The following is a 22,387-nucleotide window of genomic DNA, read 5'->3' on the forward strand; positions in this document are numbered from 1 at the left end:
GAGCCCAAAAATAGCAAGGACTGCATGATGGGGATGGCATAAATTGCGAGGCAACACTCCTCGAAAAGCAGGAAATAGCCATGACCGCGCCGCGCCCGTCGAAAACCCACATCGGCAACCACAAGCTCCATCCGGAGACGCTGATGCTGAGCTATGGCTTCGATCCGCAGCTCTCGGAGGGCGCCGTCAAGCCGCCGGTGTTCCTCACCTCGACCTTCGTGTTCAAGTCGGCGGAAGAGGGGCGCGACTTCTTCGACTACACCTCCGGTCGCAAGGAACCTCCGAGCGGCACGGCTTCGGGTCTGGTCTATTCGCGCTTCAACCATCCCAACAGCGAGATCGTCGAGGACCGGCTGGCGGTCTACGAGGGCACGGACGCCTGCATCCTGTTCTCGTCCGGCATGTCGGCGATCGCGACTACACTTCTCGCCTATGCCCGCCCGGGTGACGTCATCCTGCATTCGCAGCCGCTCTATGGCGGCACCGAGACGCTCCTGACGCGCACGCTCGCCGGCTTCGGCATAGAGGCTGTCGGCTTCGCGGACGGCGTCGACGAGGCGGCGGTTCGCGCGGCTGCCGATACAGCCACGGCCAAGGGCCGGGTGTCGGTCATCCTGATCGAGACGCCGTCAAATCCGACCAACAGCCTTGTCGACATCGCGCTGATGCGCAGGATCGCCGACGAAATCGGCGCCAGGCAAGGGACGAAGCCGATCATCGTCTGCGACAACACGCTGCTGGGTCCGGTGTTCCAGCGGCCGATCGAACACGGCGCCGATGTCTCCGTCTATTCGCTGACCAAATATGTCGGCGGCCATTCCGATCTGATCGCCGGCGCCGCGATGGGCAGCAAGGCGGTCACCAAGCCGATCAAGGCGCTGCGCGGCGCGATCGGCACGCAGCTCGACCCGCATTCCTGCTGGATGCTCGGCCGCTCGCTGGAGACGCTGTCGATCCGCATGGAACGCGCAAACGACAATGCGCGCCTGGTCGCCGAATTCCTGCGCGACCATGCCAAGGTCGAGAAGGTGCATTATCTGCCGTTCCTGGGCGAGGACACGCCTTCGGGCCGCACCTATCGCGCGCAGTGCAGTGGCGCCGGCTCGACCTTCTCCTTCGACATTCGCGGCGGGCAGAAGGCGGCGTTCGCCTTTCTCAACGCCCTGCAGATCTTCAAGCTGGCGGTAAGCCTCGGCGGAACGGAATCGCTCGCCAGCCACCCGGCGGCCATGACCCATTCGGGTATCCCCTTCGAAGTGCGCCAGCGCATCGGCGTGCTCGAAACCACGGTGAGGCTGTCGATCGGCGTCGAGCATCCGGACGACCTGATCGCCGATCTGACGCAGGCGTTGGCAGCCGTCTGATCACCGCCTTCGTGGACTCCAAAAAGGGGCGGGCAACCGCCCCTTTTTGCCGCGATGTCAAATCGGCGTTACCGGGCGGAAACATCGGCTCCTCAAGCCGTTGTGGCGGTGCATCCATTTCGGGATGTCACAACGGAGGTTTCCATGCGCATTCAACCCCTCGCGCCGATGTTCTCGGCGCTGGCCATTTCCGCGTCGGTCTTGCTTGCCTTTCCTGCCTTGGCCGAAACGGTGAAATACACGGCGACGCTCGATGGCAGCCAGCAGAGCCCGCCTGTCACCACCAAGGGCAAGGGAACCGCCACATTCACCTTCGACACCGCCAAGAAGAAGCTGAGCTGGAACGTCAAATATTCCGGCCTCAGCGGACCGGCGATTGCGGCCCACATCCACGGCCCGGCTGCGATGGGCGCGAATGCCGGACCCGTCATCCCGTTCAAGAAGCTCAAGAGCCCGATCAAGGGATCGGCGACGCTGACCGATGCGCAGGCGGCCGATCTGGAGGCCGGCAAATACTATGTCAACGTCCACACCGCCGCCAACAAGGACGGCGAGATCCGCGGCCAGATCGAGAAGGCGATGTAAGACGCAAAGGGGCGGTTCATCGCCCCTTTGTCGCCAGCCGACGGAAAGGGCGGTTTGCCGCCCTTTCGCAGTGCAGCGGGCAGAAAGGCAGGGGGCTGCCTTTCGCCTTAGCTCTTGTCGCGGATCTGCGCCAGCGTGCGGGTCGGCGTGATTGCCTCGGGATCGAGCCTGATCTCGACGATCGCCGGCTTGCCGCTGGCGCGCGCGCGCTCGAAGGCCGGCGCGAAGTCGGCGGTCTTCTCGACGGTCTCGCCATGGCCGCCATAGGAACGGGCAAGGGCGGCGAAGTCCGGGTTTTTCAGACTGGTGGCGACGACGCGGCTCGGATATTCGCGCTCCTGATGCATGCGGATCGTGCCGTAAATGCCGTTGTTGACGACGATGACGATGATCGGCAGATCGTACTGGACTGCGGTGGCGAACTCCTGCCCGTTCATCAGGAAGCAGCCGTCGCCGGCGAAGGCGATGACTTCGCGCTCCGGGTGCAGCGCCTTGGCGGCGACCGCCGCCGGCGTGCCGTAGCCCATCGAACCTGAGGTGGGCGCCGCCTGCGTGCCGAAGCGGCGGGAGCGGTAGAAGCGATGCACCCAGGTGGCGTAGTTGCCGGCGCCGTTGGTGAGGATGGCGTCTTCCGGCAAGACCTTTCCGAGATGCTCGATGATCGGCCCCATCTGAACTGAGCCCGGGCCGGTCTGCGGCGGCGTCGACCATTCGAGATAGGCGGCATGCGCCTTTTCCGTCTCGGCCGCCCAGGAGGGCTTGGCCGAAGGCTTGCGCCTGGCGAAAGCCTCGACGAAGGCGGCGGGCGAAGCGTTGATGGCTATAGTCGGCCGGTAGACGCGGCCGAGCTCGCCGGCATCGGCGTGGACGTGCACCAGCGCCTGGTCGGGGTAGGGGCTTTTCAGCAACGTGTAGTCGGAAGACGGCATCTCACCCAGGCGGCCGCCAAGCATGAGCACGACATCGGCTGCCTTGATCTGCGCCGCCAGCTTCGGGTTGATGCCGATCCCGACATCGCCGGCGTAGTTCGGATGCAAATGATCGAACAGCATCTGGCGGCGGAAGGAGCATCCTACGGGCAATGACCATGCCTCGGCGATGGCGTGCATCCGCGCCACCGCTTGCTCGTCCCAGCGCGTGCCGCCGAGGATGACGAACGGGCGCTTGGCGCCGGCGAGAAGCTTTTCCAGCGCGTCGAGCTCAGCCTCGCCGGGGCGTGTCTCGACCGGCGTGTGCGGCAGTGCTTCAGGCGCCTCGACGACGCTGGTCAGCATGTCCTCGGGCAGCGAGATGACGACCGGGCCGGGGCGGCCGGAGGTCGCGACGGCAAAGGCGCGGGTGACGAATTCGGGAATGCGCGAGGCATCGTCGATCTCGACCACCCATTTGGCGATGTCGCCGAAGAAGCGCTTGTAATCGACCTCCTGGAAGGCCTCGCGCTCCTTGGCGTGGCTGGCGACCTGGCCGATGAACAGGATCACCGGGACCGAATCCTGCATGGCGATGTGGATGCCGGCCGAGGCGTTGGTGGCGCCGGGGCCGCGGGTGACGAAGCAGATGCCGGGTTTGCCGGTCAGCCGGCCCTGGCAGTCGGCCATCATCGCGGCGCCGCCTTCCTGGCGGCAGACGATGGTGCGGATCGGCGAGTCATGCAGCGCGTCGAGCACCGCGAGATAGGATTCGCCGGGCACGCAGAAGATGCGGTCGGTGCCGTTGGCTTCAAGCGCCTCGACGATCAGTTGTCCGCCGGTTTTCATTTCGCTGATCTCTCCAGTTCGGCCAGGATTTCCTCGGTGTGTTCGCCAAGACGCGGCGAGGGGCGCTCGTAGACCAGCGGCGTGCCGGACATCACCATCGGCGCGCGCACCGAGGGCAGGCGATTGCCATGGCCATCGTCGAGGTCGAGCCGCATGCCGCGCGCGATGGTCTGCGGATCGTCGAACATCTGGCCGATCGTATTGATCGGGCTCGCCGGCACGCTTGCCGCTTCGAGCTTCGCCAGCAGCGGATCGCGATCAAAGATCTTGAGCGCCTCGATGATGCGCTCGCGCAGGCTCGCGCGGTTGGCGACGCGGGCAGGATTGGTGGCGAAATCCGGGTTCGACGGCAGATCGTCGAGGCCGACCGCTGCGCAGAACTTGCCGAACTGGCCGTCATTGCCGACGGCCAGGATGATGTGACCGTCTTTCACCGGCAGCACCTCGTAGGGCGCGATGTTCATATGCGCGTTGCCCATCTGCACCGGAGACTTGCCGGAGGCCAGATAGTTGAGGTTCTGGTTGCCGAGCGCCGAGATCTGGCTGTCGAACAGCGCCATGTCGATGTGCTGGCCCTCGCCGGTCTTCTCGGCATGGCGAAGTGCGGCCTGGATGGCGATCACCGAATAGAGGCCGGTGAACAGGTCGGAAATGGCGACCCCGGCCTTTTGCGGCTCGCGGCCGGCCTCGCCGGTGATCGACATCATGCCGGCCATGGCCTGGATGATGAAATCATAGCCTGCGCGTGGCGCGTATGGTCCGTCCTGGCCGAAACCAGTGATCGAGCAATAGACGAGACGCGGGTTGATCTTCTTCAGGCTCTCGTAGTCGAGCCCGTATTTCTTCAGCCCGCCGAGCTTGAAGTTCTCGATCAGCACGTCGGCATTGGCGACCAATCGGCGCAGCGTATCGGCGCCCTCGGGCTTGGAGAAGTCGATGGCGATGGAGCGTTTGCCGCGATTGCAGGAGTGATAATAGGCGGCCGACAGGTTCTCGCCGTCATGGCTCATGACGAAGGGAGGGCCCCATTTGCGGGTGTCATCGCCGCCGTCCGGGCTCTCGACCTTGATGACATCGGCGCCCAGATCGGCGAGCAACTGCCCCGCCCAGGGCCCGGCGAGGATGCGGGCGAGTTCGATAACGCGTATGCCTTTCAGCGGAGGCTCGGCCATGGATCACCGTGTTGGGTCGAAAGCGCAGCCTCTATCAATCCCCGCCGCTGCTGTCACGGCCCTTGCGATGGGCCAACCGCCTCACGCATTGAGAACTTTGTCCGCCCATGCGGCAAAATCGGCCATGACGATGTCCCGGTTCACCTCGTTCAGGCTTTCGTGGCGGGTCTCCGGGTAAACCTTTGAAACCAGATTCGAAAAGCCCATCCCCCGCATGCGCCCGGCGAGGTGGTTGACCGCCTTGCCGTAATCCGAGGCGGGATCTTTCTCGCCGCCGAGCAGATTGATGGGAAGGGTGCGGCGCACGCCGGAAAAATTGCCGTCGCTGCCGCCGTAGATCGCCATCTTGACGACGTCCCGCCACATCGACACCGAGGCATCCCAGCCGCAGAGCAGATCGGCGACGTATTTCGCGACCTCGTCCTCGTCGCGCGACAGCCAGTCGAACATCGTCTTGTGGTTGGGCACGGCCTTGCCCCAGGCCTGGAAGGTCAGCCTCGGCAGCAGCCTTGACGGCACGTCGGAGCCCAGCCGCATCCTTTCCCAGCCGAGGATGGCGAGCGCCAGCTGCCCAAGCAGGCCCTGCGAGAAATTGCCGTTCCAGATCGCGGCGGCATGGACGCGCGCCGAATGACGCAGAAGGAAGTTCAATGCCACCGACGCGCCCATCGAATGGCCGAAGAGGATGACCGGCAGGCCCGGCTGCTCGCCGGCGATCAGGTCATGAATGGCGGTGACATCGGCGATGACCTTGGCGCCGCCATCCGCATCGGCGAACTTGCCGAGCGGTGCGTCGGGCGCTCTGGTCGCGCCATGGCCACGGTGGTCATGCACGTAGACATGAAAGCCGCGCTCGGCGAGGAAATCGGCGAAGCGGGCATAGCGCGCCGCGTGCTCGGCCAGTCCGTGGTTGATCTGGACGACGGCGCGCGGGTGGCCGCTCGCCTGCTTCACATAGAGGTTGAGGTCGGCGCCGGTCGGCGACTTGACCATGCGCTGCTGGCTGAATGGCATTTCGCTTCGTCCCCCCGACGCCCTTCTCGTGCTCACGAGAGTTTTGTTTGCGCTGGCGCCGGTTTTAGGTCAATGCGGCCCGGCTGATTTTGCGCTGTGGGCTTCTTCTCCTGCGGCGCGGGCCATCGCAATTCTGACACGGAGACAGCGGCAGTGTGTGCCGCGACATTTTGAGCCGAGGTGCGGGGAATGCGGACAGGTTTTGCTTTTTTGTTGGCTGCCGCCGTCACGGCGCTCGCCGGAGCAGCGCGGGCCGATGTGAAGATGAGCGGTAGCTTCGTGGCCGATGCCGCCTGTCCGGCGACGCAGGCGATCAAGAGCGGCAAGAACCCCGGGAACGTATCGACCGCGGCCGGGCAAAGCTACCAGCTGCTAGCGGGCAACAAGGACGAGCCGACGCATTACCTCATCCTCGTGCCGGGCGCCGATCCGGATCGCCGCTGGGTGAAGATCGGCTGCGGCCATGTCACCGGCGCCAGTGCTGCGGCGACGCCGGCGCCCGTCGAGCAGAACAAGCCGGCGCAGCCTGGCTCCGGCAAGCCGGAATATGTCTTCGCGCTGAGCTGGCAACCGGCCTTCTGCGAGACCAAGTCCAGCAAGCCCGAATGCCAGGCGCAGTCGAAGGCCGGTTTCGACGCCACGCATTTCGCCTTGCATGGGCTGTGGCCGCAGCCGAACGGCAACTTCTATTGCCAGGTGTCGGCAAGCGACAAGGCCAACGACAATCCCGCTCATTGGCAGGACCTGCCGAAGGTCGAGCTCGATGCGAGCACCCGCGCCGAGCTCGATCAGGTGATGCCGGGCACCGCCTCCAAGTTGGAGCGCCATGAATGGATCAAGCACGGCACCTGCTACGGCAAGAGCCAGCAAGAGTACTTTTCGGATGCGTTGAACCTGATGCGGGCGGTGAACGCGTCGCCGGTGCGCGATCTCTTCACCAAGCATATCGGCAAGCAGCTGACGTCGGATCAGATCCGCAATGCTTTCGACAGCGCCTTCGGCGCCGGCGCCGGCAACCGGGTCCGCGTCTCCTGCCTGGTCGACCCCTCGAGCGGGAGGCGCATGATCGGCGAGCTGACGCTCGGGCTGTCGGGCACTATCGGCCCCGACAGCACGCTGGGCAGCCTGATGCTGGCTGCCGCGCCGACCTCCAAGGCGGGCTGCCCGAAGGGCACAGTCGACCCGACCGGTTTCCAGTAAGCCTGGCGGGGACGCTTCGCTCCGCCACCGGCGCCTTACGCCGATCTCGTCCAGATGCCGGGATTTTCGGCCTCGTCGTCGCCCAGTTCGCCGATGACGCGGTCGCGCCCCGCCGATTTGGCCTTGTAGAGACGTTCGTCGGCCAGCGCGAAGATATCGGCCAGGGAGTTACTGGCATCGCCAAGGGTGCAAACGCCGACGCTGACGGTCAGCTCGAACCTGCTGGTGCTGGCGGATGCCTTGACCGCGTGCCTGATGCTTTCACCGAGCAGCCTTGCGACGGCGTGCGGCTGCTCGGTCAGGATGGCGAATTCCTCGCCGCCTATCCGGAATACCTTTTGCTCGGCGCCGGCGACCTCGGTCAGCACGGTGGCGATCGACTTAAGCACCTTGTCGCCCTCGGCATGGCCGAAGCGATCGTTGATCGATTTGAAATGGTCGACGTCGACGATCAGCAAGCTGAGCGGCCTTAAGGTGCTCCGGCTGCGGGCGACCGCGGTTTGGCCGTCGGTCTCGAAGCTGCCGCGATGCAGCAGGCCGGTCAGGCCGTCGCGTCCCACATGCTTGACCAGCGCTTCGTAACGCTCACGATAGGTCAGCGTGTCGAAAATGTCCGAGAGGCCGCGCGGCAGCGCAATGTCGTGGTCCTCGACCCATCTGAGATAGGCGACGAGCATGCCGCTATAGGCCAGCGCCGCCGCCATCTTGGCGAACCAGCCGCCGAAGAAGACCTCGATCGGCGCGCCGGCGACGAAATGGAGTGCGGTAAAGAAGCCGGCCTGATCGAAGGTCAGGACGCAGGCGACAGACACCAGGATGCGGGCGAAGGGTCGAGCGCGAAGATAGCGGCCGAGCTTTTCGTAGAGCAGGATGATCAGAATGGCGTCGATGAACAGCAGCGACGTCCCCCACACCATTAGCCAGCCCATCTGGTCGATGAAACCGATGTCGGGAAGCTTGCCGTCGGGAAGCGGTGAGATCGAATGCAAGCGCAGGATCAGCACCAGACCGATCATCAGGGCATTGCCGAGCAGCAGGCCATAGATCGGCTGGCGCACCGTCGCCGCGTCTTCCTTGATGTAAAGCAGGAGCAGCATCACCAGCTTGCCCGAGAACAGCACCGCCGAGCCCGGCGAGACCATGCCGAAGGGCAGGGCGACATAGAAGACGCTGGCAAGATAGGTTTCCAGGAAATGCATGACGCCGAGCGCGCAGACGAAGACGCCGAGCCCGATGCGCGCCCTGAAGCGGAACAGCGTGACCATGACGCCGAAATAGAGAACCGCTTCGGCAAGGAGCAGGAAACCGTTCAACACGCCGTCGATCCGTCCTTTTCGCTGAAATCGCCAGCAACCGGCGATTGTCATCCACCTCCGTTTTGCCGGGAAATGATTAATCGGTGCTTGCGCATCGACGCTTGGCGCGCCGAAAAAGGGCGATGGCAACCGAATGCTTGCAGGCAGACGAGCGTTTCCTGATCGGGCCGCGGCGCCGAAAGCGATTGCCGATCGGCACGGCATCGCCTACATAGCGCGCAATCCCATTCATTCCGACATCCAGCAACTCTCAGGGAAAGCGCGCGTGGCTCGCCAGTTCATCTATCACATGTCCGGCCTGTCGAAGGCCTATGGCACCAAGAAGGTGCTCGATAACGTTCATCTGTCCTTCTACCCGGACGCCAAGATCGGCATTCTCGGGCCCAACGGCTCGGGCAAGTCGACCATCCTGCGCATCATGGCCGGGCTCGACAAGGAGTTCCAGGGCGAAGCGTGGCTGGCCGAAGGCGCGACCGTCGGCTACCTCGCGCAGGAGCCGCACCTCGACAACAGCAAGACCGTGCGTGAAAACGTCATGGACGGCGTCGCCAGGAAGACCGCCATCATCGAGCGCTACAACGAGCTGATGATGAACTATTCCGACGAGACGGCGGACGAGTCCGCCAAGCTCCAGGACGAGATGGACAGGCTGAACCTGTGGGACCTCGAGCAGCAGGTCGAGATGGCGATGGACGCGCTGCAGTGCCCGCCGGCCGATTCCGAGGTGACCAACCTGTCGGGCGGCGAGCGCCGCCGCGTGGCGCTGTGCCGGCTGCTGCTGGAGCAGCCCGACCTGCTGCTGCTCGACGAGCCGACCAACCACCTCGACGCCGAGACCACGCAATGGCTGGAAAAGCATCTGCGCGACTATCCGGGCTCGGTGCTGATCATCACCCACGACCGCTACTTCCTCGACAACGTCACTGGCTGGATCCTGGAGCTCGATCGCGGCCGCGGCATTCCCTACGAGGGCAACTACACCAAATATCTCGACGCCAAGGCCAAGCGCCTGATCCAGGAAGGCCGCGAAGACGACGCGCGTCAGAAGTCGATCTGGCGCGAACGCGAGTGGATCCAGTCCTCGCCCAAGGCGCGCCAGACCAAGTCGAAGGCGCGTATCAAGGCCTATGAGGAACTGGTCGAGCAGTCGCAGAACCGCAAGCCGACCGACACCCAGATCGTCATTCCGTCGAGCGAGCGGCTCGGCAATGTGGTCATCGAGGTCGAAGGGCTGAACAAGGGCTTTGGCGACGAGCTTTTGATCGAGAACCTGTCGTTCAGGCTGCCGCCGGGCGGCATCGTCGGCGTCATCGGCCCGAACGGCGCCGGCAAGACAACGCTGTTCAAGACCTTCACCGGCCAGGAAAAACCGGATGCGGGTACGGTCCGCATCGGCGAGACGGTCAAGCTCGGCTATGTCGACCAGAGCCGCGATGCGCTCGATGGGAACAAGACGGTGTGGGAAGAAATCTCCGGCGGCGCCGAGGTGATCAAGCTCGGCAAGCACGAGGTCAACAGCCGCGCTTACTGCTCGTCCTTCAACTTCCGCGGCGGTGACCAGCAGCAGAAGGTCGGCAACCTTTCGGGCGGCCAGCGCAACCGCGTGCATCTGGCCAAGATGCTGAAGGGCGGCGGCAACGTGCTTCTGCTCGACGAACCGACCAACGACCTCGACACCGAAACGCTGGCCGCGCTGGAAGACGCGCTGGAAGCCTATGCCGGCTGCGCCGTCATCATCAGCCACGACCGCATGTTCCTCGACCGCATGGCGACGCACATGCTCGCCTTCGAGGGCGATGCGCATGTCGAATGGTTCGAGGGCAACTTCGAGGAATATGAGAAGGACAAGCTGCGTCGCCTCGGCGCCGAAGCGGCAACCCCGCACCGCATGACGCACAAGCGGCTGACGCGGTGATATTGGCCGAGGGCGGCGAACGAAGAGGTTCCGAAATGGCCGACTGGTCCGCCGCCCAATATCTGAAATTCGAGGACGAGCGCACGCGGCCCGCGCGTGATCTCGTCGCGCAGGTGCCGGTGGACTTCCCGCGCCGCGTCGTCGACATCGGCTGCGGGCCGGGCAACTCGACCGAGCTTCTGGTCCAGCGCTGGCCGGATGCCGAGGTGAGCGGCTTCGACACTTCGCCCGACATGATCGAGAAGGCGAGGGCGCGGCTGCCGAACGTGACCTTCGGGCTCGCCGACGCTTCCGCCTGGCAGCCGGAGAAGCCGGTCGACGTCATCTTCGCCAATGCGGTGTTCCAATGGCTGCCGGAACATCCCGCCGTGTTCCAGCGGCTGATGGGGTTCTTGAGCCCGCACGGCACGCTGGCCGTGCAGATGCCCGACAATCTCGGCGAGCCGTCGCACCGGTTAATGCGCGAGACGGCGGCCGAGATGCCGTTCGCCGAAAAGCTGAAATGTGCCGCGCGCGAGCCGCTGCCGCCGGTGTCGTTCTACTACGATCTCCTGTCGCCCTACTCCGACCGGCTCGACATCTGGCACACTGTCTACAACCACCCGCTCGCCGATGCCGAGGCGATCGTCGAATGGGTGAAGTCGACGGGGCTGAAGCCGTTTCTCGAGCCGCTCGACGCCGACGAGCGCAAGCTGTTCCTCGACCGCTACACGGCAAGGATCGCGAAAGCCTATCCGAAGACGGCGAACGGCAAGGTGCTGCTGCGCTTTCCCCGCATCTTCATCGCCGCGCGCCGTCCCGGTTAAGAAGCGTTAGCCACACTGCGTCCGCGCTCATCACGAGTGCTTGACCGGATTTCGCCGCCATGCGCAGTCTTTCAGCCTGGATCGTGATCGGTGGTCCAGGTGGCAGGGGGTAGACTATGGCGCTGGGGAAGATGGTTCTGGGCGGTTGCGTGGGCGTGATCGCGCTGCTTGCCTTTTCGATGTCGGCAGAGGCCAAACGGGCGCGCTGCTTCACCACGGATGACGGCTATTTCTCCTGCTATTACAGGGCGATCGCCAGCGACGGCAGCTTCCGCATCTCGGCGCCCGGCTATCCGACCTATGTGCTTGAAATCGACGGCCCGGGCTTTGCCTACGGCTATGTCAATTTCGGCCGCCGCAATGTATCGCTGCCTGGCCAGTTCGTGCGCAGCCGCGACGACGGCGCCTGCTGGAACAATCCGCAGACCAACACCAAGCTCTGCGCCTGGTAATTCAAAGCATTCGATTTAAGCTGGCATAAACCGGCCAAATGCGACAAGTGTTGCGCCGGGAGCCCTGGCGCTCACATCAAGCCGCAACGCCCGCGCAGGGGACGGATTGGAAATGCATCGCGTCATCATCAGCGGCATCGGCGCTGAAATCCCTGAACCTGTCATCACCAATGAAGATCTGGTCGCCAGCTTCAACGCCTGGGTCGACACGGAGAATGCGCGCCGCGAGGTAACCGGCGAGGCGCTGCTGCAGAAGTCGGACAGCGACTTCATCGTCCATGCCTCGGGCGTCCGGACCCGTCATGTGGTCGAGCGCGAAGGCATTCTCGACCCGACGCGCATGGCGCCGCGCATTCCGGCGCGGGCGGACGATGCGCTGTCGCTGCAGGCCGAGTTCGGCATCGCCTCGGCGAGGAAGGCGTTGGATCATGCCGGCCTGCAACCATCCGACATCGACCTTGTCATCTGCTCGGCCTCGCACCAGCAGCGGCCCTATCCGGCGATCGCCATCGAGATGCAGCAGGCGCTGGGCACGAAGGGCGCCGGCTTCGACATGGGGCTCGGCTGCTCTTCCGCCGCGGCCGCGCTGCACATAGCGGCCAACCTCGTGCGGGCGGGCGCGCACAAGCGGGTGCTGGTCTCGACGCCGGAGATCATCACCGGCCATCTCAACTTCCGCGACCGGCAGACGCATTTCATCTTCGGCGATGCCTCGGTCGCCATGATCGTCGAGGGACTGGAGCAGGGCGAGAAGCGGCCGGGGCGCTTCGAGGTGCTGGACACCCGCACCTGGACGCAGATGTCGAACAACATCCGCACCAATCTCGGCTACCACACCCGCACCGCCCAGGACGATCCCTACAGGATCGATCTCGAAGGCAATCTGATCAAGCAGGTCGGCAACAAGGTGTTCAAGGAAGTCACCGTCGCCGGCCACAAATTCATCGTCGAGTTCCTGGCCGAGCATGGGCTGACGCCGCAGGCGATCCGGCGCTTCTGGCTGCATCAGGCCAATGCGCGCATGAACGCCATGATCCTCAAGCTCGCCTTCGGCCATGAGGTCGACCACGACCGTGCGCCGATGGTGCTGGAGCGGCTCGGCAACACCGCCGGCGCCGGCGCCATCGTCGCGCTGTCGGAAAACCATGCCGACATGAAGGCCGGCGATTTCGGCCTGATCTGCGCTTTCGGCGCCGGCTATTCGATCGGCGGCGCCTTGCTCAAAATGCTCTGAGGTGAGGCCGGCCTGCAAACGGCGGCTTCAAACACACTTTGGCGACTAGTTTGGTGCAAACGGCACCAGCATCGGCACGCGCCTGGCATAGTCGTCATAGGCCGTACCGAGCTCGCCGCGCAGGAAGCTCTCCTCAAGCCTGGCCTTCACGACGATGCCCACGATGAGGAAGACGGCGCCGGCCACGCCCCAGACCGTGCCCTTCGCCGCCATGGTGGCGAGTATCGCCACAAGCAGGCCGGTGTAGATCGGATGCCGGACCAGCCCATAGGGGCCGGAATCGACGACGCGGTGATCGGCCTTGGCGGTGACGGTGCCCGACCACAGCCGGCCGAGATGCAGCCTCGCCCACCAGGAGAAGGCGAGGCCGACCGCGACCAGGCCGACGCAGATCCAGGCTTCGGCGACGGTCGGCATCCAGAGCCGAAGCCTGCCGACATAACCATGCGCCGGCACGAACAGCAGGATCGCGCCGATCGTCCACAGGGCGCGGTAGCGCGCTTCCTCCCGAAAGCCGGCGCGTTTTGCCGCCGGGTCGGCCCAGAAGGCGGCCGCCAGCCATGACACGACCCAGAACAGCCAGAGCGCCGCGATTGCGGGTGCGGGATGCATGGTAGCCTCCTCCGTGACATCACTATCGGAGCCTCATGGCGCGGCGGCAATGCGGCGCAAGGCGAAAATCGGGGTAAGAAGATCGTGATCGGCACGATCGGCATAAAGGCGCTTGATTGGATCATCAGTGCTTTCGACTGGACCCTGTCCGGCGATATCGGCTAAGCCAGGGCATGCAAGAGACGGCAAGCACACTGGATCTGTTCCCCGCGGCGGAGACCCCTGCCGAGATCGTCCCTGCGCGCAAGCTCGCGGCGAAGGTTTCGGCACTTTACGTCGCGCCGTTCGATCATTTCGAGACGCGGGCGGTTGAGGAGCTGCGGCTCGGCTTCGACGGCATAGACGGCGACTTTCATGCCGGCGCCACGCGCCGCTCCGGCGGCCGCGAGCCCTGGTATCCGCGCGGCACCGAGATGCGCAACGAGCGGCAGTTGTCGATCGTGGCGGCGGACGAATTGGCCATCGTCGCGGAGCGGATGGGCCTGGCCGAGATCAAGGCGGAATGGATCGGCGCCAATCTGCTTATCGAAGGGCTGCCGCATCTCTCCATGCTGCCGTCCGGCACGCTGCTGTTCTTCAAGGGCGGCGTCACGATCAAGGTCGACGCCCAGAACGGGCCATGCCGCATTGCCGGACGGTCGGTCGCCGAGAATGCCGGCATGGCCGACCACGAGGCCGGCGCGCTGTTGTTCCCGAAAGCGGCGAAGCGGCTGCGTGGCATCGTCGCCTGGGTCGAGAAGCCGGGCACGATCAGGACCGGCGAGGAGATATCGGTGCGGGTGCCGGAGCAGTGGATCTATCGAGCCTAGCATCCGCTGAGACTCAGTGAGGCCAGCCTGACCTGAATCGCTGCGCACCTTGGGCGGCGAGCTAGCGATATCGCACCGGGCTCGACCAGGCCGGGTCCTGGTGCTTCTTCCAGTAGAGCCCCATCAGCCGGCTGGTGATCGGGCCGACCTTGCCGTCGGCGACCGGGGCGTCGTCGATCACCGTCACCGGCATGACGCCGCCAGCGGTCGAGGTGATGAAAACCTCGTCAGCTCCTTTCAGGGCGGCGACGCCGACATCGACCGCTGCAGCGGAAAGGGCGGCCTCGGCGCAGAGGTCGAAGACGGTGCGGCGGGTGATGCCGGGCAGCACGCCGACCGCCGGCGTCGACAATTTGCCGTCCTTGACCAGGAACACGTTGAAGCCCGGGCCTTCGGCGACATTGCCGTTGAAATCGAGGATCAGGGCGGTCTCGGCGCCGCGGTCATAGGCGTCGTAGAGGCCACGCACCAGGTCGAGCCAATGGTAGTTCTTGATCGACGGGTCGATAGAGGCCGGCGGGATGCGCACCTTGTCGCTGATCGCCACATGCAGGCCGCGGCGCAACTGTTCGGCATTGGCGACCGAGCCGAACGGCACGGCGAAAGCCATGAAGCGGTTCACCGCCTGGCGCGGGTCGCGGCTGAAGGTCGGCGAGGCGCCGCGCGTGCACAGCATCTCGACATAGGCGGCGCGGTGGCCGGACAGCGCGACGCAATTGTGCAGGATCTCGGTGACACCGTCGCGGTCGAACGGGATCGTCATGCGCAGCTTCTCCAGTCCGCCGAAAAAGCGGTCGAGATGCAGGTCCAGCCGGAAGAAGCTGCCATCCCAGACATGAACGGTGTCGTAAGTGGCGTCGGAATGCAGGAAGCCCCAGTCGAGCACCGAGATCTTGGCCTGCGACATCGGCAGGTATTGGCCGTCGAGGAAGGCAACGCCCTGGGGATAGGCATGCGGATCGACGTGACGATCGGAGAGAACAGGCCCGGTGGGCGTGGTAACAGCAGCGTTCTGGCTCATCGCGATCGTCCCTGATCGATGTGAAAAGACAAGCTAGCGCGCCGTCCCATATGCAGTAGAGCCAGCCCGCCGCGCCTGTTTGGCCTCGCGTCCACTCGGGATGGTCGTGCCTCAGTCCTCCTCCTCGTCGGATTCCATCAGGCGCGTGGCACGCCAGCGGGTCAGCACGATGTTGGTCTGTTCGATGACGAAGAAGCGCGCGGAGTCGCGGTCATAGCCCTCGGCCAAGAGCTTCTCGTAGTCGGTGTGGACGTGGCGGATATGGGCGATCGTCGCCAGCCAGACGGAGATCGACGCCGGCAGATTGTGCAGACGGGCCGAGCCGGCGTCGGCGCGGATCTTCTCGATGTCGGCGTAGGGCGCCAGCGGCAACAGTGTGGTCAGCGCCTTGGCGATGGCGCGGCGGCGATTGGTCGGCGCTTTCATCGCTCGTCGCGTCCGGCAATGACCGCCTCGGCAAATGCATCGGTCGAGGCGAAATAGGGTTTGACGTCGATGACCGGCGTGCCGTCGAGCACGTCGATGGCATCGAGATCGAGACGTCCGGCTTCGATGTCGAGAGCGACGAGCTTCGCCACATGCAGCCCGATCGGATTCGGCCGGGCAGGGGAGCGCAGCGAAAAAACGCCTTTCGGCTCAGCCGCATGGCGAGGTTTCTGCACAATCAGATTCCGTGGCGCCTGATCGAACCAGGACAGGATGATGACATGGCTGGCGCGATCCAGCCCGGCAAGGCCCTCGCGATAGGCCGGGCCGATCGTCAGCACGGCGGGCTGTCCCGCCTCCCGCGCGGCCCGCATGTTCTTCGGGCAGGTCTCGCGGCTCGTCCATGGCGAGGCGATGCGGCCGATGAAGACGACATGGCCGTCCGACGACATGGCGGCTGGATCGGCTTCCAGTTGCCTTTCGCCCTCGCGTGTCTCGAACATGGCTCTGGCCTCGCTCATCCGAAAACCGGTTTCCGCCCGTGGATCATGCATGCGTCATTTTCTTGTCAGGAAGCGACATTGGCCTTGCATGGTTGTCAAAATCGACATAAACATATGTTTATATCTTTTTCAAAGAGAAACACTCCATGCACGTAGCACTCGATACGATGGTGGATACATTGAAGGCAGCGGCCGAATCCAGCCGGCTGCGCATCCTTGCGCTCCTGTCGCGCGGCGACCTTACCGTTTCCGATCTTACCGAAATTCTCGGCCAGTCGCAGCCACGCGTGTCGCGCCACCTCAAGCTGCTGCTGGAGGCGGGGCTGATCGGGCGCTACCAGGAGGGGTCGTGGGCGTTCTTCCGGCTTTCCGACACGGACGCCGCGCGCGATTTTGTCCTCAGGCTCGTTTCCGGCATCCGCGGCGCCGACCCGCAGGTGGAGCGCGACCTGGAGCGGCTGGCGGCGGTCAAGCGCAAGCGGCAGGACCGCGCCGCCGAATATTTCTCCGAGAATGCCGCGAGCTGGGATCACATCCGCTCGCTGCATGTGCCGGACCGCGCCGTCGAGGCCGCTCTGCTCAAGCTCGTCGGCAAGCGGCCGTTCCAGTCGATGCTCGACCTCGGCACCGGCACCGGGCGGCTGCTCGAGATCTTTTCGCCGCTCTACCGGCGCGGCGTCGGCATCGACATGTCGCGCGAGATGCTGACGGTGGCGCGCGCCAATCTGGACAAGGCGGGCATCGCCAACGCGCAGGTGCGGCAGGGCGACATCTTCGCGCCGCCGGTCGAGCGCGACGCCTTCGATCTCGTCACCATCCACCAGGTGCTGCACTATCTCGACGATCCCGCCCGCGCCATCCGCGAGGCGGCGCGGCTGCTGCGCCCCGCGGGCCGGCTGGTGATCGTCGATTTCGCGCCGCATGCGCTGGAGTTTCTGCGCGACCAGCACGCGCATATGCGGCTCGGCTTTTCCGACCGGCAGATCGCCGAGTGGTTCGCCGAGGCGGGCCTCGCGCTCGAAGACAGCCAGGAGTTCGAGCCGCGCGGCCAGGCCGAGGCCCGGCTGACCGTCAAGCTGTGGCTCGGCCGCGACCGCCGCATGCTGATCGCCGATCCTTCCAATGACACTCTTCCGGCAAGGGAAACCGCCTGATGAACCAGTTCCGCTTTTCCCGCCGCCCCGACATTGGCGACAAGGTCCGGGTTTCGTTCGAGTTCTTCCCGCCGAAGACCGACGAGATGGAAGCCAGGCTTTGGGACACCGTCACCCGGCTGGAGCCGCTCAAGCCGAAATTCGTCTCGGTGACCTATGGCGCCGGCGGCTCGACGCGCGAACGCACCGCCCGCACCGTCAAGCGCATCCTCAATGAGACGACGCTGACGCCGGCGGCGCACATGACCTGCGTCGACGCCGCGCGCGATCAGGTCGACGCCGTGGTGCGCGAATTCGCCGATATGGGCGTCACCCGCTTCGTCGCGCTGCGCGGCGATCCGGCGGCGGGCGTCGGCACCGCCTACAGGCCGCATCCGGACGGCTATGCCAATGGCGCCGAACTGGTCGGCGCGATGAAGAGCGCCGGCGATTTCGACATCTCCGTCTCCGCCTACCCGGAAAAGCACCCGGAAAGCCCCGACTTCGCCACCGACTTCGACATGCTGAAGCGCAAGGCCGACAATGGCGCGACCCGCGCCATCACCCAGTTCTTCTTCGACAACGATCTCTACGAGCGCTATGTCGAGCGGGCGCGGCGGGCAGGCATCTATATTCCGATCGTGCCGGGCATCCTGCCGGTGCACAATTTCACCCAGGTCGCCAATTTCTCGGCGCGCTGCGGCGCGCTGGTGCCGGCATGGCTGGCCGAGCGTTTCGAGGGGCTTCAGAACGACCCGCAGACGCATGCGCTGGTGGCCTCGGCGGTGGCGGCCGAGCAGGTGCTCGACCTCGTCGAACGTGGCGTTAGCGACTTCCACTTCTACACGATGAACCGCGCCGACCTGGTCTTTGCCATCTGCCACATGATCGGCATCCGCTCGCATGAAACGGAAGCGGCGGGCTCTGCCGCGGCCTGATCTGTCGTCGTGACGTGAAACGCAAAAGGCCGGGTGAAAACCCGGCCTTTCGAAATGGATTGACTGTCAGCTGCTGATTTCTTCCGCTCTGGCGGTTACGGAAGAACGCCTATGATTAGGGCGCCGATGAATGCGAACGCTGCACAAATCATCAATGCGTTGATTGGCCTCGTCAGTCCCATGTCATAGCCTCCTCTTAAGAGCTATGGCAGGAGTCTAGGGTCATTTGTGCCACAGGCAAGCGGAAAATGTGCTGCAATGCGACGTGAATGTGGAATTTGCGACCTGGCTTTTGCCGTTAGGCATTGAAACTCTTCGGCAAAAGCGAGCTCAGGGCTTGTGAATAAATTATGGCGGCCCTGCGGCGGAAGCTAGGCATGGCAGCGCTACCAGGGTCGACTCGGACGGCCTTGCAGCATCGACGTCCGGTAGGAATGCGCGATGCGGGAGTCAATCAAAGGATCTAGATCGCCGTTTCGTTCTACCGAACAACGCGCCCTCAGCGTTGGCCGAACAAGCGCCCGTCTATGGTGATCAGGCCAAGTCCGATCAATGCCATGCCGCCCATTTCGAACAGTTCGAGTCGCTCGCCAAGGAACAGGAAGCCGAGCAGCATGGCGCTGACCGGCACGATGAGCGTGACCAGCGAGGCGTTGGTGGCGCCGGCCGAGGCGACGAGGTTGAAATAGAGAATGTAGGCGAAGGCGGTTGAGAGCAGAGCCAGCCCCAGCACCGCCGCCCAGACTGGCGGCGAGGCCGAGAACAGACCGGCAGGGCCATGGGCGATGAGCACGACCGGGATCATGATGATGGTTGAGGCGGTCAATTGTCCGGTGGCGATCACCGGCGAGGGCACGCCCTTGAAGCGACGGGCAATCATCAGCGCGACGGCGTAGGAAAGCGAGGCGCCGATCAGCGCGAACTTCGCCCAGACCGGACCGCCAAGCCCGGCGAGCAGGCCGGGACCGATCATCACTGCCGTGCCGGCAATGCCGAGCGCAATGCCGGCAAGCTTGTTCCAGGACAGTTTCTCGTCCGATGTCAGCGCATTGGCGAGGACCAGGGTCCAGAACGGCGTGGTGGCGTTGAGCACCGAGGCGATACCGGCGCCAAGTTCTGTCTGGCCGGCGAAGATCAGCGAGAAGGGGACGACGTTGTTGGCGAGCGCCAGCAGGAAGAACAGGCCTGCATGCGGGAAGGCGAGGCGGAACGAAGGGCCGCGCACGGCGAGATAGAGCTGGAGCGCTGTCGCCGCGATGGCGACGCGAAACAGCACCAGAACAAGGGGCGAAAGCTCCGAGACGGCAATGCGGGCGAAGAAGAACGAACCGCCCCAGATCGCGCCGAGCAAAAGCAACTGTCCCCAGTCAGCGAGCGTCATCGGACCGCGTGCCGTGGCGGTGGCTGCTGCTGCTGTTGCCATATGCCTGCCCTCCCGGACCGTCGGAATGCCGGTCCTGTCGAATGTCCTTCAAGCCATATGCGGTTCCGAAGCAAGGGCCACCCGAAACCTGACGGCTGGCCTAGCTCCTCCCGCAACAGGCGTAACCCGGCAGCGGTAACAAGCCGAGACACAGAATTGTTTTCTTTAGCCGCTAGCTTGGATTAATTGTGCGCAGCCTAGTTCGAAGGATTCGTCCATGCAGCGATTCGAGAATGCCCGCGAGGCGGCGTTGGCGCTTCGTCCGGACGATCCGGTCTATTGCTTTCGCCCTCAGGTGTTGAAGGCCGACGCGCTGCAGTTCATGGGCATGTTTCCCGGCAAGACGGCCTATGCGGTCAAGACCAATGGCGAGCAGATCGTGCTGAAGGCGCTGGTCGAGGCCGGCGTCACCGCTTTCGACGTGGCTTCGCCCGGCGAGTTCGCCGCCGTGCGCGCCGTCTCGCCCGATGCCGAGATGCTCTACATGCATCCGATCAAGGCGCAGTCGGACATCAAGCTGGCGCTGGAGAAATACGGCATTCGCGTCATCTCGCTCGACCATGAGGACGAGATCACCAAGCTGACCAGGGTGGTGCGCGCGCTCGACATCGATCCCGGCGCAATCACCGTCTTCGTGCGCATCCAGACGAAGGGGTCGGCGGCCTACGAACTGTCGAAGAAGTTCGGCGCCGGTCCGGCCTATGCGGTGGAACTCGCCGAGAGGCTCAACCGCACCGGCTACAAGGTCGGCCTCTGCTTCCATGTCGGCAGCCAGATCGAGGATCCCGACACCTATGAGCGGGCGCTGGCCTCGGCCGACTGGGTGCGCAACCGGCTGACCTTCGACATTGCCGGGCTCGATGTCGGTGGCGGCTTTCCGGCCGAGTATGGCCATGATCCCAACCGCAAGCAGGTCGAAATGCCATCGCTCGGCCAGATCATGTCGCGGCTGTCGGGCGACATCAAGGAATACCAGTTCGACCAGATGCCGCTGGTGGCGGAGCCGGGACGGGTGATCGTGGCGCGCTGCCTGTCGCTGATCGTGCGCGTGCTCTTGCGCAAGGGCAAGCGGCTCTACATCAATGACGGCATCTGGGCGTCGCTGTCGGATTCATGGACCGGCAAGATCACGCTGCCGGCGCGTTTCATTCCGGACCCCGCGATCCGTTCGCGCAATGGCGAGGAGAAGAACATCGTGCCGTTCAAGGTCTGCGGCGCGACCTGCGATTCCGTCGATATTCTGTCCAGGCCGTTCTGGCTGCCTGAGACGGTCGACACCGGCGACTGGATCGAGATCGGCCATATCGGCGCCTACTCGCTGTCGCTGAGGACCCGCTTCAACGGCTTCTTCCCCGACACTTTCGTCGAGGTGACGACACCGTTCGACGAGGGCGACGCGCCGCAGGGATTTGCGAGTTTGGAGACGATGGCGAGTTAGGCGGTAGGCAGTAGGCAGTAGGCAGTAGGAGGTTCTCCAGTCTCTGCTTCAGTTCCTATTGCCTATTGCCTACTGCCTAATCCCTCATCTTACAGTCTCGCCAGAAGCTCCGGCGTCGGCCAGCCGTCCACCGGCAGGCCAAGCCGCATCTGTTCCTTGCGGATTGCCTCGCGGGTGTTGGTGCCGAGGATGCCGTCGACGGTGCCGACGTCATAGCCCTTGGCTTCAAGCTTCGTCTGCAGCGCCTTCATCTGATCGCCGCTGAGGCCGGGTTCGGGATTGCGTGGATTGAGCTGCGGGGCGCCCGCCAGCCGGGCGGCGAGGTTGGCCGCGGTCAGCGCGTAGGTGAAGGACTGGTTCCATTCGAGATAGACATCGAAATTGTCGTAGGTGAGGAAGGCCGGTCCCTTGCGGCCCATCGGCAGGGCCAGCCCGGCCTTAAGGCCGTTGTCGACAAGCGGGGAGCCGTCCGGGTTGGTGACGCCCCATTGCGTCCATTGCGATAAAGGCAGCTTGTTGGTGCGGCCGGTCTGGTCCCACGGCATGTCGTCGGGCGCCCGGACTTCCTCGATCCAGGGCTGGTCGCGCTTCCAGCCGCGCGACAGCACCTTGTTGGCCGTGGTCATGATCACGTCCGGCACGCTGTGACGCAGGTCGACGATGCCGTCGCCGTCGCCGTCGACACCGCGGGCAAGGTAGTCGGTCGGCAGGATCTGCGTCTGGCCGATCTCGCCGGCCCAGGCGCCGGTCACGTCGGCCGGCAGCACGCCGCGATCGATCAGCGTCAGCAAAGGCACGAGCTGGGGGCGGAAAAGCTGCGGCCGGCGGCAGTCATGCGAGAGCGTCACCAGCGCGCTCAGCGTGTGGAAATCGCCCTGGACGGCGCCGAAGTCGGTCTCGAGCGCCCAGAAGGCGGCGATGACGGGCGCCTGGACGCCGAATTCCTGGTCGGCGCGCGCGAAGACGTCGGCGTATTTCTTCAGATTGGCCGCGCCCTGCTTCAGGCGGTAGGTCGAGATCATGCGGTTGGAGAATTCGGTGAAGGTCTGGGTGAAGACGCCCTGGGCGCGGTCGCGCGCCAGGACCTTGTCGTCGAGGCTCGCCTGTTCCAGCGCGCTCAGGCCGACGGCGCCGACGCCGGCCGCCTTGGCTTCCGCCGCCACGCCCTGTTTCCAGGTGTTGAAATCGTCCCCGCACTCCTGCGCCGCGGCCGGCCAGGCAAGAGCGCCGACAAACAGCGCCGCCAAGATTTCAACACGCAATCGCATC

General features: G+C 64.6%; 22 protein-coding genes. 12 read left to right on the forward strand and 10 right to left on the reverse strand.

Going from position 1 to position 22,387, the window contains the following annotated elements:
* The first annotated feature begins 80 nt into the window (after window positions 1–80).
* Window positions 81–1,364, forward strand: coding sequence for a cystathionine gamma-synthase family protein (locus EN786_RS09075; protein WP_127311039.1), 1,284 nt, complete (start codon window positions 81–83; stop codon window positions 1,362–1,364).
* Window positions 1,365–1,508: 144 nt separating this feature from the next.
* Window positions 1,509–1,949, forward strand: a complete 441-nt coding sequence (locus tag EN786_RS09080; protein WP_127311040.1) for a CHRD domain-containing protein — start codon at window positions 1,509–1,511, stop codon at window positions 1,947–1,949.
* Between the two features lie 107 nt (window positions 1,950–2,056).
* Here the strand turns inward: EN786_RS09080 and EN786_RS09085 are convergent, their stop codons facing one another.
* From EN786_RS09085 to EN786_RS09095, 3 genes are all read right to left on the reverse strand, one after another.
* Entirely contained in the window at window positions 2,057–3,706 is a 1,650-nt protein-coding gene (locus tag EN786_RS09085; protein ID WP_127311041.1) for a thiamine pyrophosphate-binding protein, read from the reverse strand.
* A complete protein-coding gene (locus EN786_RS09090) occupies window positions 3,703–4,878 on the reverse strand; it encodes a CaiB/BaiF CoA-transferase family protein (RefSeq protein WP_127311042.1) in 1,176 nt (391 codons plus the stop codon). The genes EN786_RS09085 and EN786_RS09090 overlap by 4 nt, the downstream gene beginning before the upstream one ends.
* An 81-nt stretch (window positions 4,879–4,959) precedes the next feature.
* Window positions 4,960–5,892 carry an alpha/beta hydrolase gene (locus EN786_RS09095; RefSeq protein WP_127311043.1) on the reverse strand — a complete coding sequence of 311 codons (933 nt, stop codon included), beginning with the start codon at window positions 5,890–5,892 and terminating at the stop codon, window positions 4,960–4,962.
* Window positions 5,893–6,081: 189 nt separating this feature from the next.
* Between EN786_RS09095 and EN786_RS09100 the strand changes: the two genes are divergently transcribed.
* Window positions 6,082–7,092, forward strand: coding sequence for a ribonuclease (locus EN786_RS09100; protein WP_135908241.1), 1,011 nt, complete (start codon window positions 6,082–6,084; stop codon window positions 7,090–7,092).
* A 35-nt stretch (window positions 7,093–7,127) separates the two neighbouring features.
* Here the strand turns inward: EN786_RS09100 and EN786_RS09105 are convergent, their stop codons facing one another.
* Window positions 7,128–8,408 carry a GGDEF domain-containing protein gene (locus EN786_RS09105; protein WP_245478199.1) on the reverse strand — a complete coding sequence of 427 codons (1,281 nt, stop codon included), beginning with the start codon at window positions 8,406–8,408 and terminating at the stop codon, window positions 7,128–7,130.
* A 265-nt stretch (window positions 8,409–8,673) separates the two neighbouring features.
* On the opposite strand from EN786_RS09105, the gene ettA reads away from it, so the two are divergent.
* The 4 genes from ettA to EN786_RS09125 all read left to right on the forward strand — a co-directional run bounded on the left by ettA (window position 8,674) and on the right by EN786_RS09125 (window position 12,815).
* Complete coding sequence (gene ettA / locus EN786_RS09110; RefSeq protein WP_127309677.1) at window positions 8,674–10,323, forward strand: energy-dependent translational throttle protein EttA; 1,650 nt, start codon at window positions 8,674–8,676, stop codon at window positions 10,321–10,323.
* Between the two features lie 35 nt (window positions 10,324–10,358).
* Complete coding sequence (gene tam / locus EN786_RS09115; protein ID WP_127309676.1) at window positions 10,359–11,129, forward strand: trans-aconitate 2-methyltransferase; 771 nt, start codon at window positions 10,359–10,361, stop codon at window positions 11,127–11,129.
* 116 nt (window positions 11,130–11,245) lie between these two features.
* On the forward strand, window positions 11,246–11,581 hold the full coding sequence (locus EN786_RS09120; RefSeq protein WP_127309675.1) for a hypothetical protein: 336 nt from the start codon (window positions 11,246–11,248) through the stop codon (window positions 11,579–11,581).
* A gap of 112 nt (window positions 11,582–11,693) precedes the next feature.
* A complete protein-coding gene (locus tag EN786_RS09125; protein WP_127309674.1) occupies window positions 11,694–12,815 on the forward strand; it encodes a beta-ketoacyl-ACP synthase III in 1,122 nt (373 codons plus the stop codon).
* 45 nt (window positions 12,816–12,860) lie between these two features.
* Here EN786_RS09125 and EN786_RS09130 read toward each other — a convergent pair whose 3' ends face one another.
* Entirely contained in the window at window positions 12,861–13,427 is a 567-nt protein-coding gene (locus EN786_RS09130) for an isoprenylcysteine carboxylmethyltransferase family protein (RefSeq protein WP_127309673.1), read from the reverse strand.
* On the opposite strand from EN786_RS09130, the gene EN786_RS37645 reads away from it, so the two are divergent.
* Together EN786_RS37645 and EN786_RS09135 are read left to right on the forward strand one after the other, a co-directional pair.
* On the forward strand, window positions 13,422–13,592 hold the full coding sequence (locus tag EN786_RS37645) for a hypothetical protein (RefSeq protein WP_189340371.1): 171 nt from the start codon (window positions 13,422–13,424) through the stop codon (window positions 13,590–13,592). The genes EN786_RS09130 and EN786_RS37645 overlap by 6 nt on opposite strands.
* Before the next feature lie 8 nt (window positions 13,593–13,600).
* Complete coding sequence (locus tag EN786_RS09135; RefSeq protein ID WP_127283281.1) at window positions 13,601–14,236, forward strand: MOSC domain-containing protein; 636 nt, start codon at window positions 13,601–13,603, stop codon at window positions 14,234–14,236.
* A gap of 61 nt (window positions 14,237–14,297) precedes the next feature.
* Here the strand turns inward: EN786_RS09135 and EN786_RS09140 are convergent, their stop codons facing one another.
* The 3 genes from EN786_RS09140 to tsaA all read right to left on the reverse strand — a co-directional run bounded on the left by EN786_RS09140 (window position 14,298) and on the right by tsaA (window position 16,204).
* The gene (locus tag EN786_RS09140) at window positions 14,298–15,257 is read right to left on the reverse strand and encodes an aminotransferase class IV (protein WP_127309672.1); all 960 of its coding nucleotides are present in this window, start codon (window positions 15,255–15,257) and stop codon (window positions 14,298–14,300) included.
* A 111-nt stretch (window positions 15,258–15,368) separates the two neighbouring features.
* On the reverse strand, window positions 15,369–15,683 hold the full coding sequence (locus EN786_RS09145) for a DUF2293 domain-containing protein (protein WP_127283283.1): 315 nt from the start codon (window positions 15,681–15,683) through the stop codon (window positions 15,369–15,371).
* Entirely contained in the window at window positions 15,680–16,204 is a 525-nt protein-coding gene (gene tsaA / locus EN786_RS09150) for a tRNA (N6-threonylcarbamoyladenosine(37)-N6)-methyltransferase TrmO (RefSeq protein WP_127283284.1), read from the reverse strand. Before tsaA ends, EN786_RS09145 begins: the two co-directional genes overlap by 4 nt.
* A gap of 128 nt (window positions 16,205–16,332) precedes the next feature.
* Between tsaA and EN786_RS09155 the strand changes: the two genes are divergently transcribed.
* Together EN786_RS09155 and metF are read left to right on the forward strand one after the other, a co-directional pair.
* Window positions 16,333–17,340 (forward strand): metalloregulator ArsR/SmtB family transcription factor, encoded by a 1,008-nt coding sequence (locus tag EN786_RS09155; protein WP_127283285.1) that lies wholly within the window; start codon window positions 16,333–16,335, stop codon window positions 17,338–17,340.
* A complete protein-coding gene (gene metF, locus EN786_RS09160; protein WP_127283286.1) occupies window positions 17,340–18,257 on the forward strand; it encodes a methylenetetrahydrofolate reductase [NAD(P)H] in 918 nt (305 codons plus the stop codon). The genes EN786_RS09155 and metF overlap by 1 nt, the downstream gene beginning before the upstream one ends.
* A gap of 499 nt (window positions 18,258–18,756) precedes the next feature.
* Here metF and EN786_RS09165 read toward each other — a convergent pair whose 3' ends face one another.
* Complete coding sequence (locus tag EN786_RS09165; RefSeq protein WP_127309671.1) at window positions 18,757–19,680, reverse strand: DMT family transporter; 924 nt, start codon at window positions 19,678–19,680, stop codon at window positions 18,757–18,759.
* 217 nt (window positions 19,681–19,897) lie between these two features.
* Between EN786_RS09165 and EN786_RS09170 the strand changes: the two genes are divergently transcribed.
* Window positions 19,898–21,118 (forward strand): alanine racemase, encoded by a 1,221-nt coding sequence (locus tag EN786_RS09170; RefSeq protein WP_127309670.1) that lies wholly within the window; start codon window positions 19,898–19,900, stop codon window positions 21,116–21,118.
* 89 nt (window positions 21,119–21,207) lie between these two features.
* On the opposite strand, the gene EN786_RS09175 is transcribed toward EN786_RS09170, so the two are convergent.
* Window positions 21,208–22,386: a lytic murein transglycosylase gene (locus EN786_RS09175; RefSeq protein WP_127309669.1), complete on the reverse strand. Its 1,179-nt coding sequence runs from the start codon at window positions 22,384–22,386 to the stop codon at window positions 21,208–21,210.
* Window position 22,387: the final 1 nt, after the last annotated feature.

Source organism: Mesorhizobium sp. M4B.F.Ca.ET.143.01.1.1, from assembly GCF_004792275.1.
Taxonomy (GTDB): domain Bacteria; phylum Pseudomonadota; class Alphaproteobacteria; order Rhizobiales; family Rhizobiaceae; genus Mesorhizobium; species Mesorhizobium abyssinicae.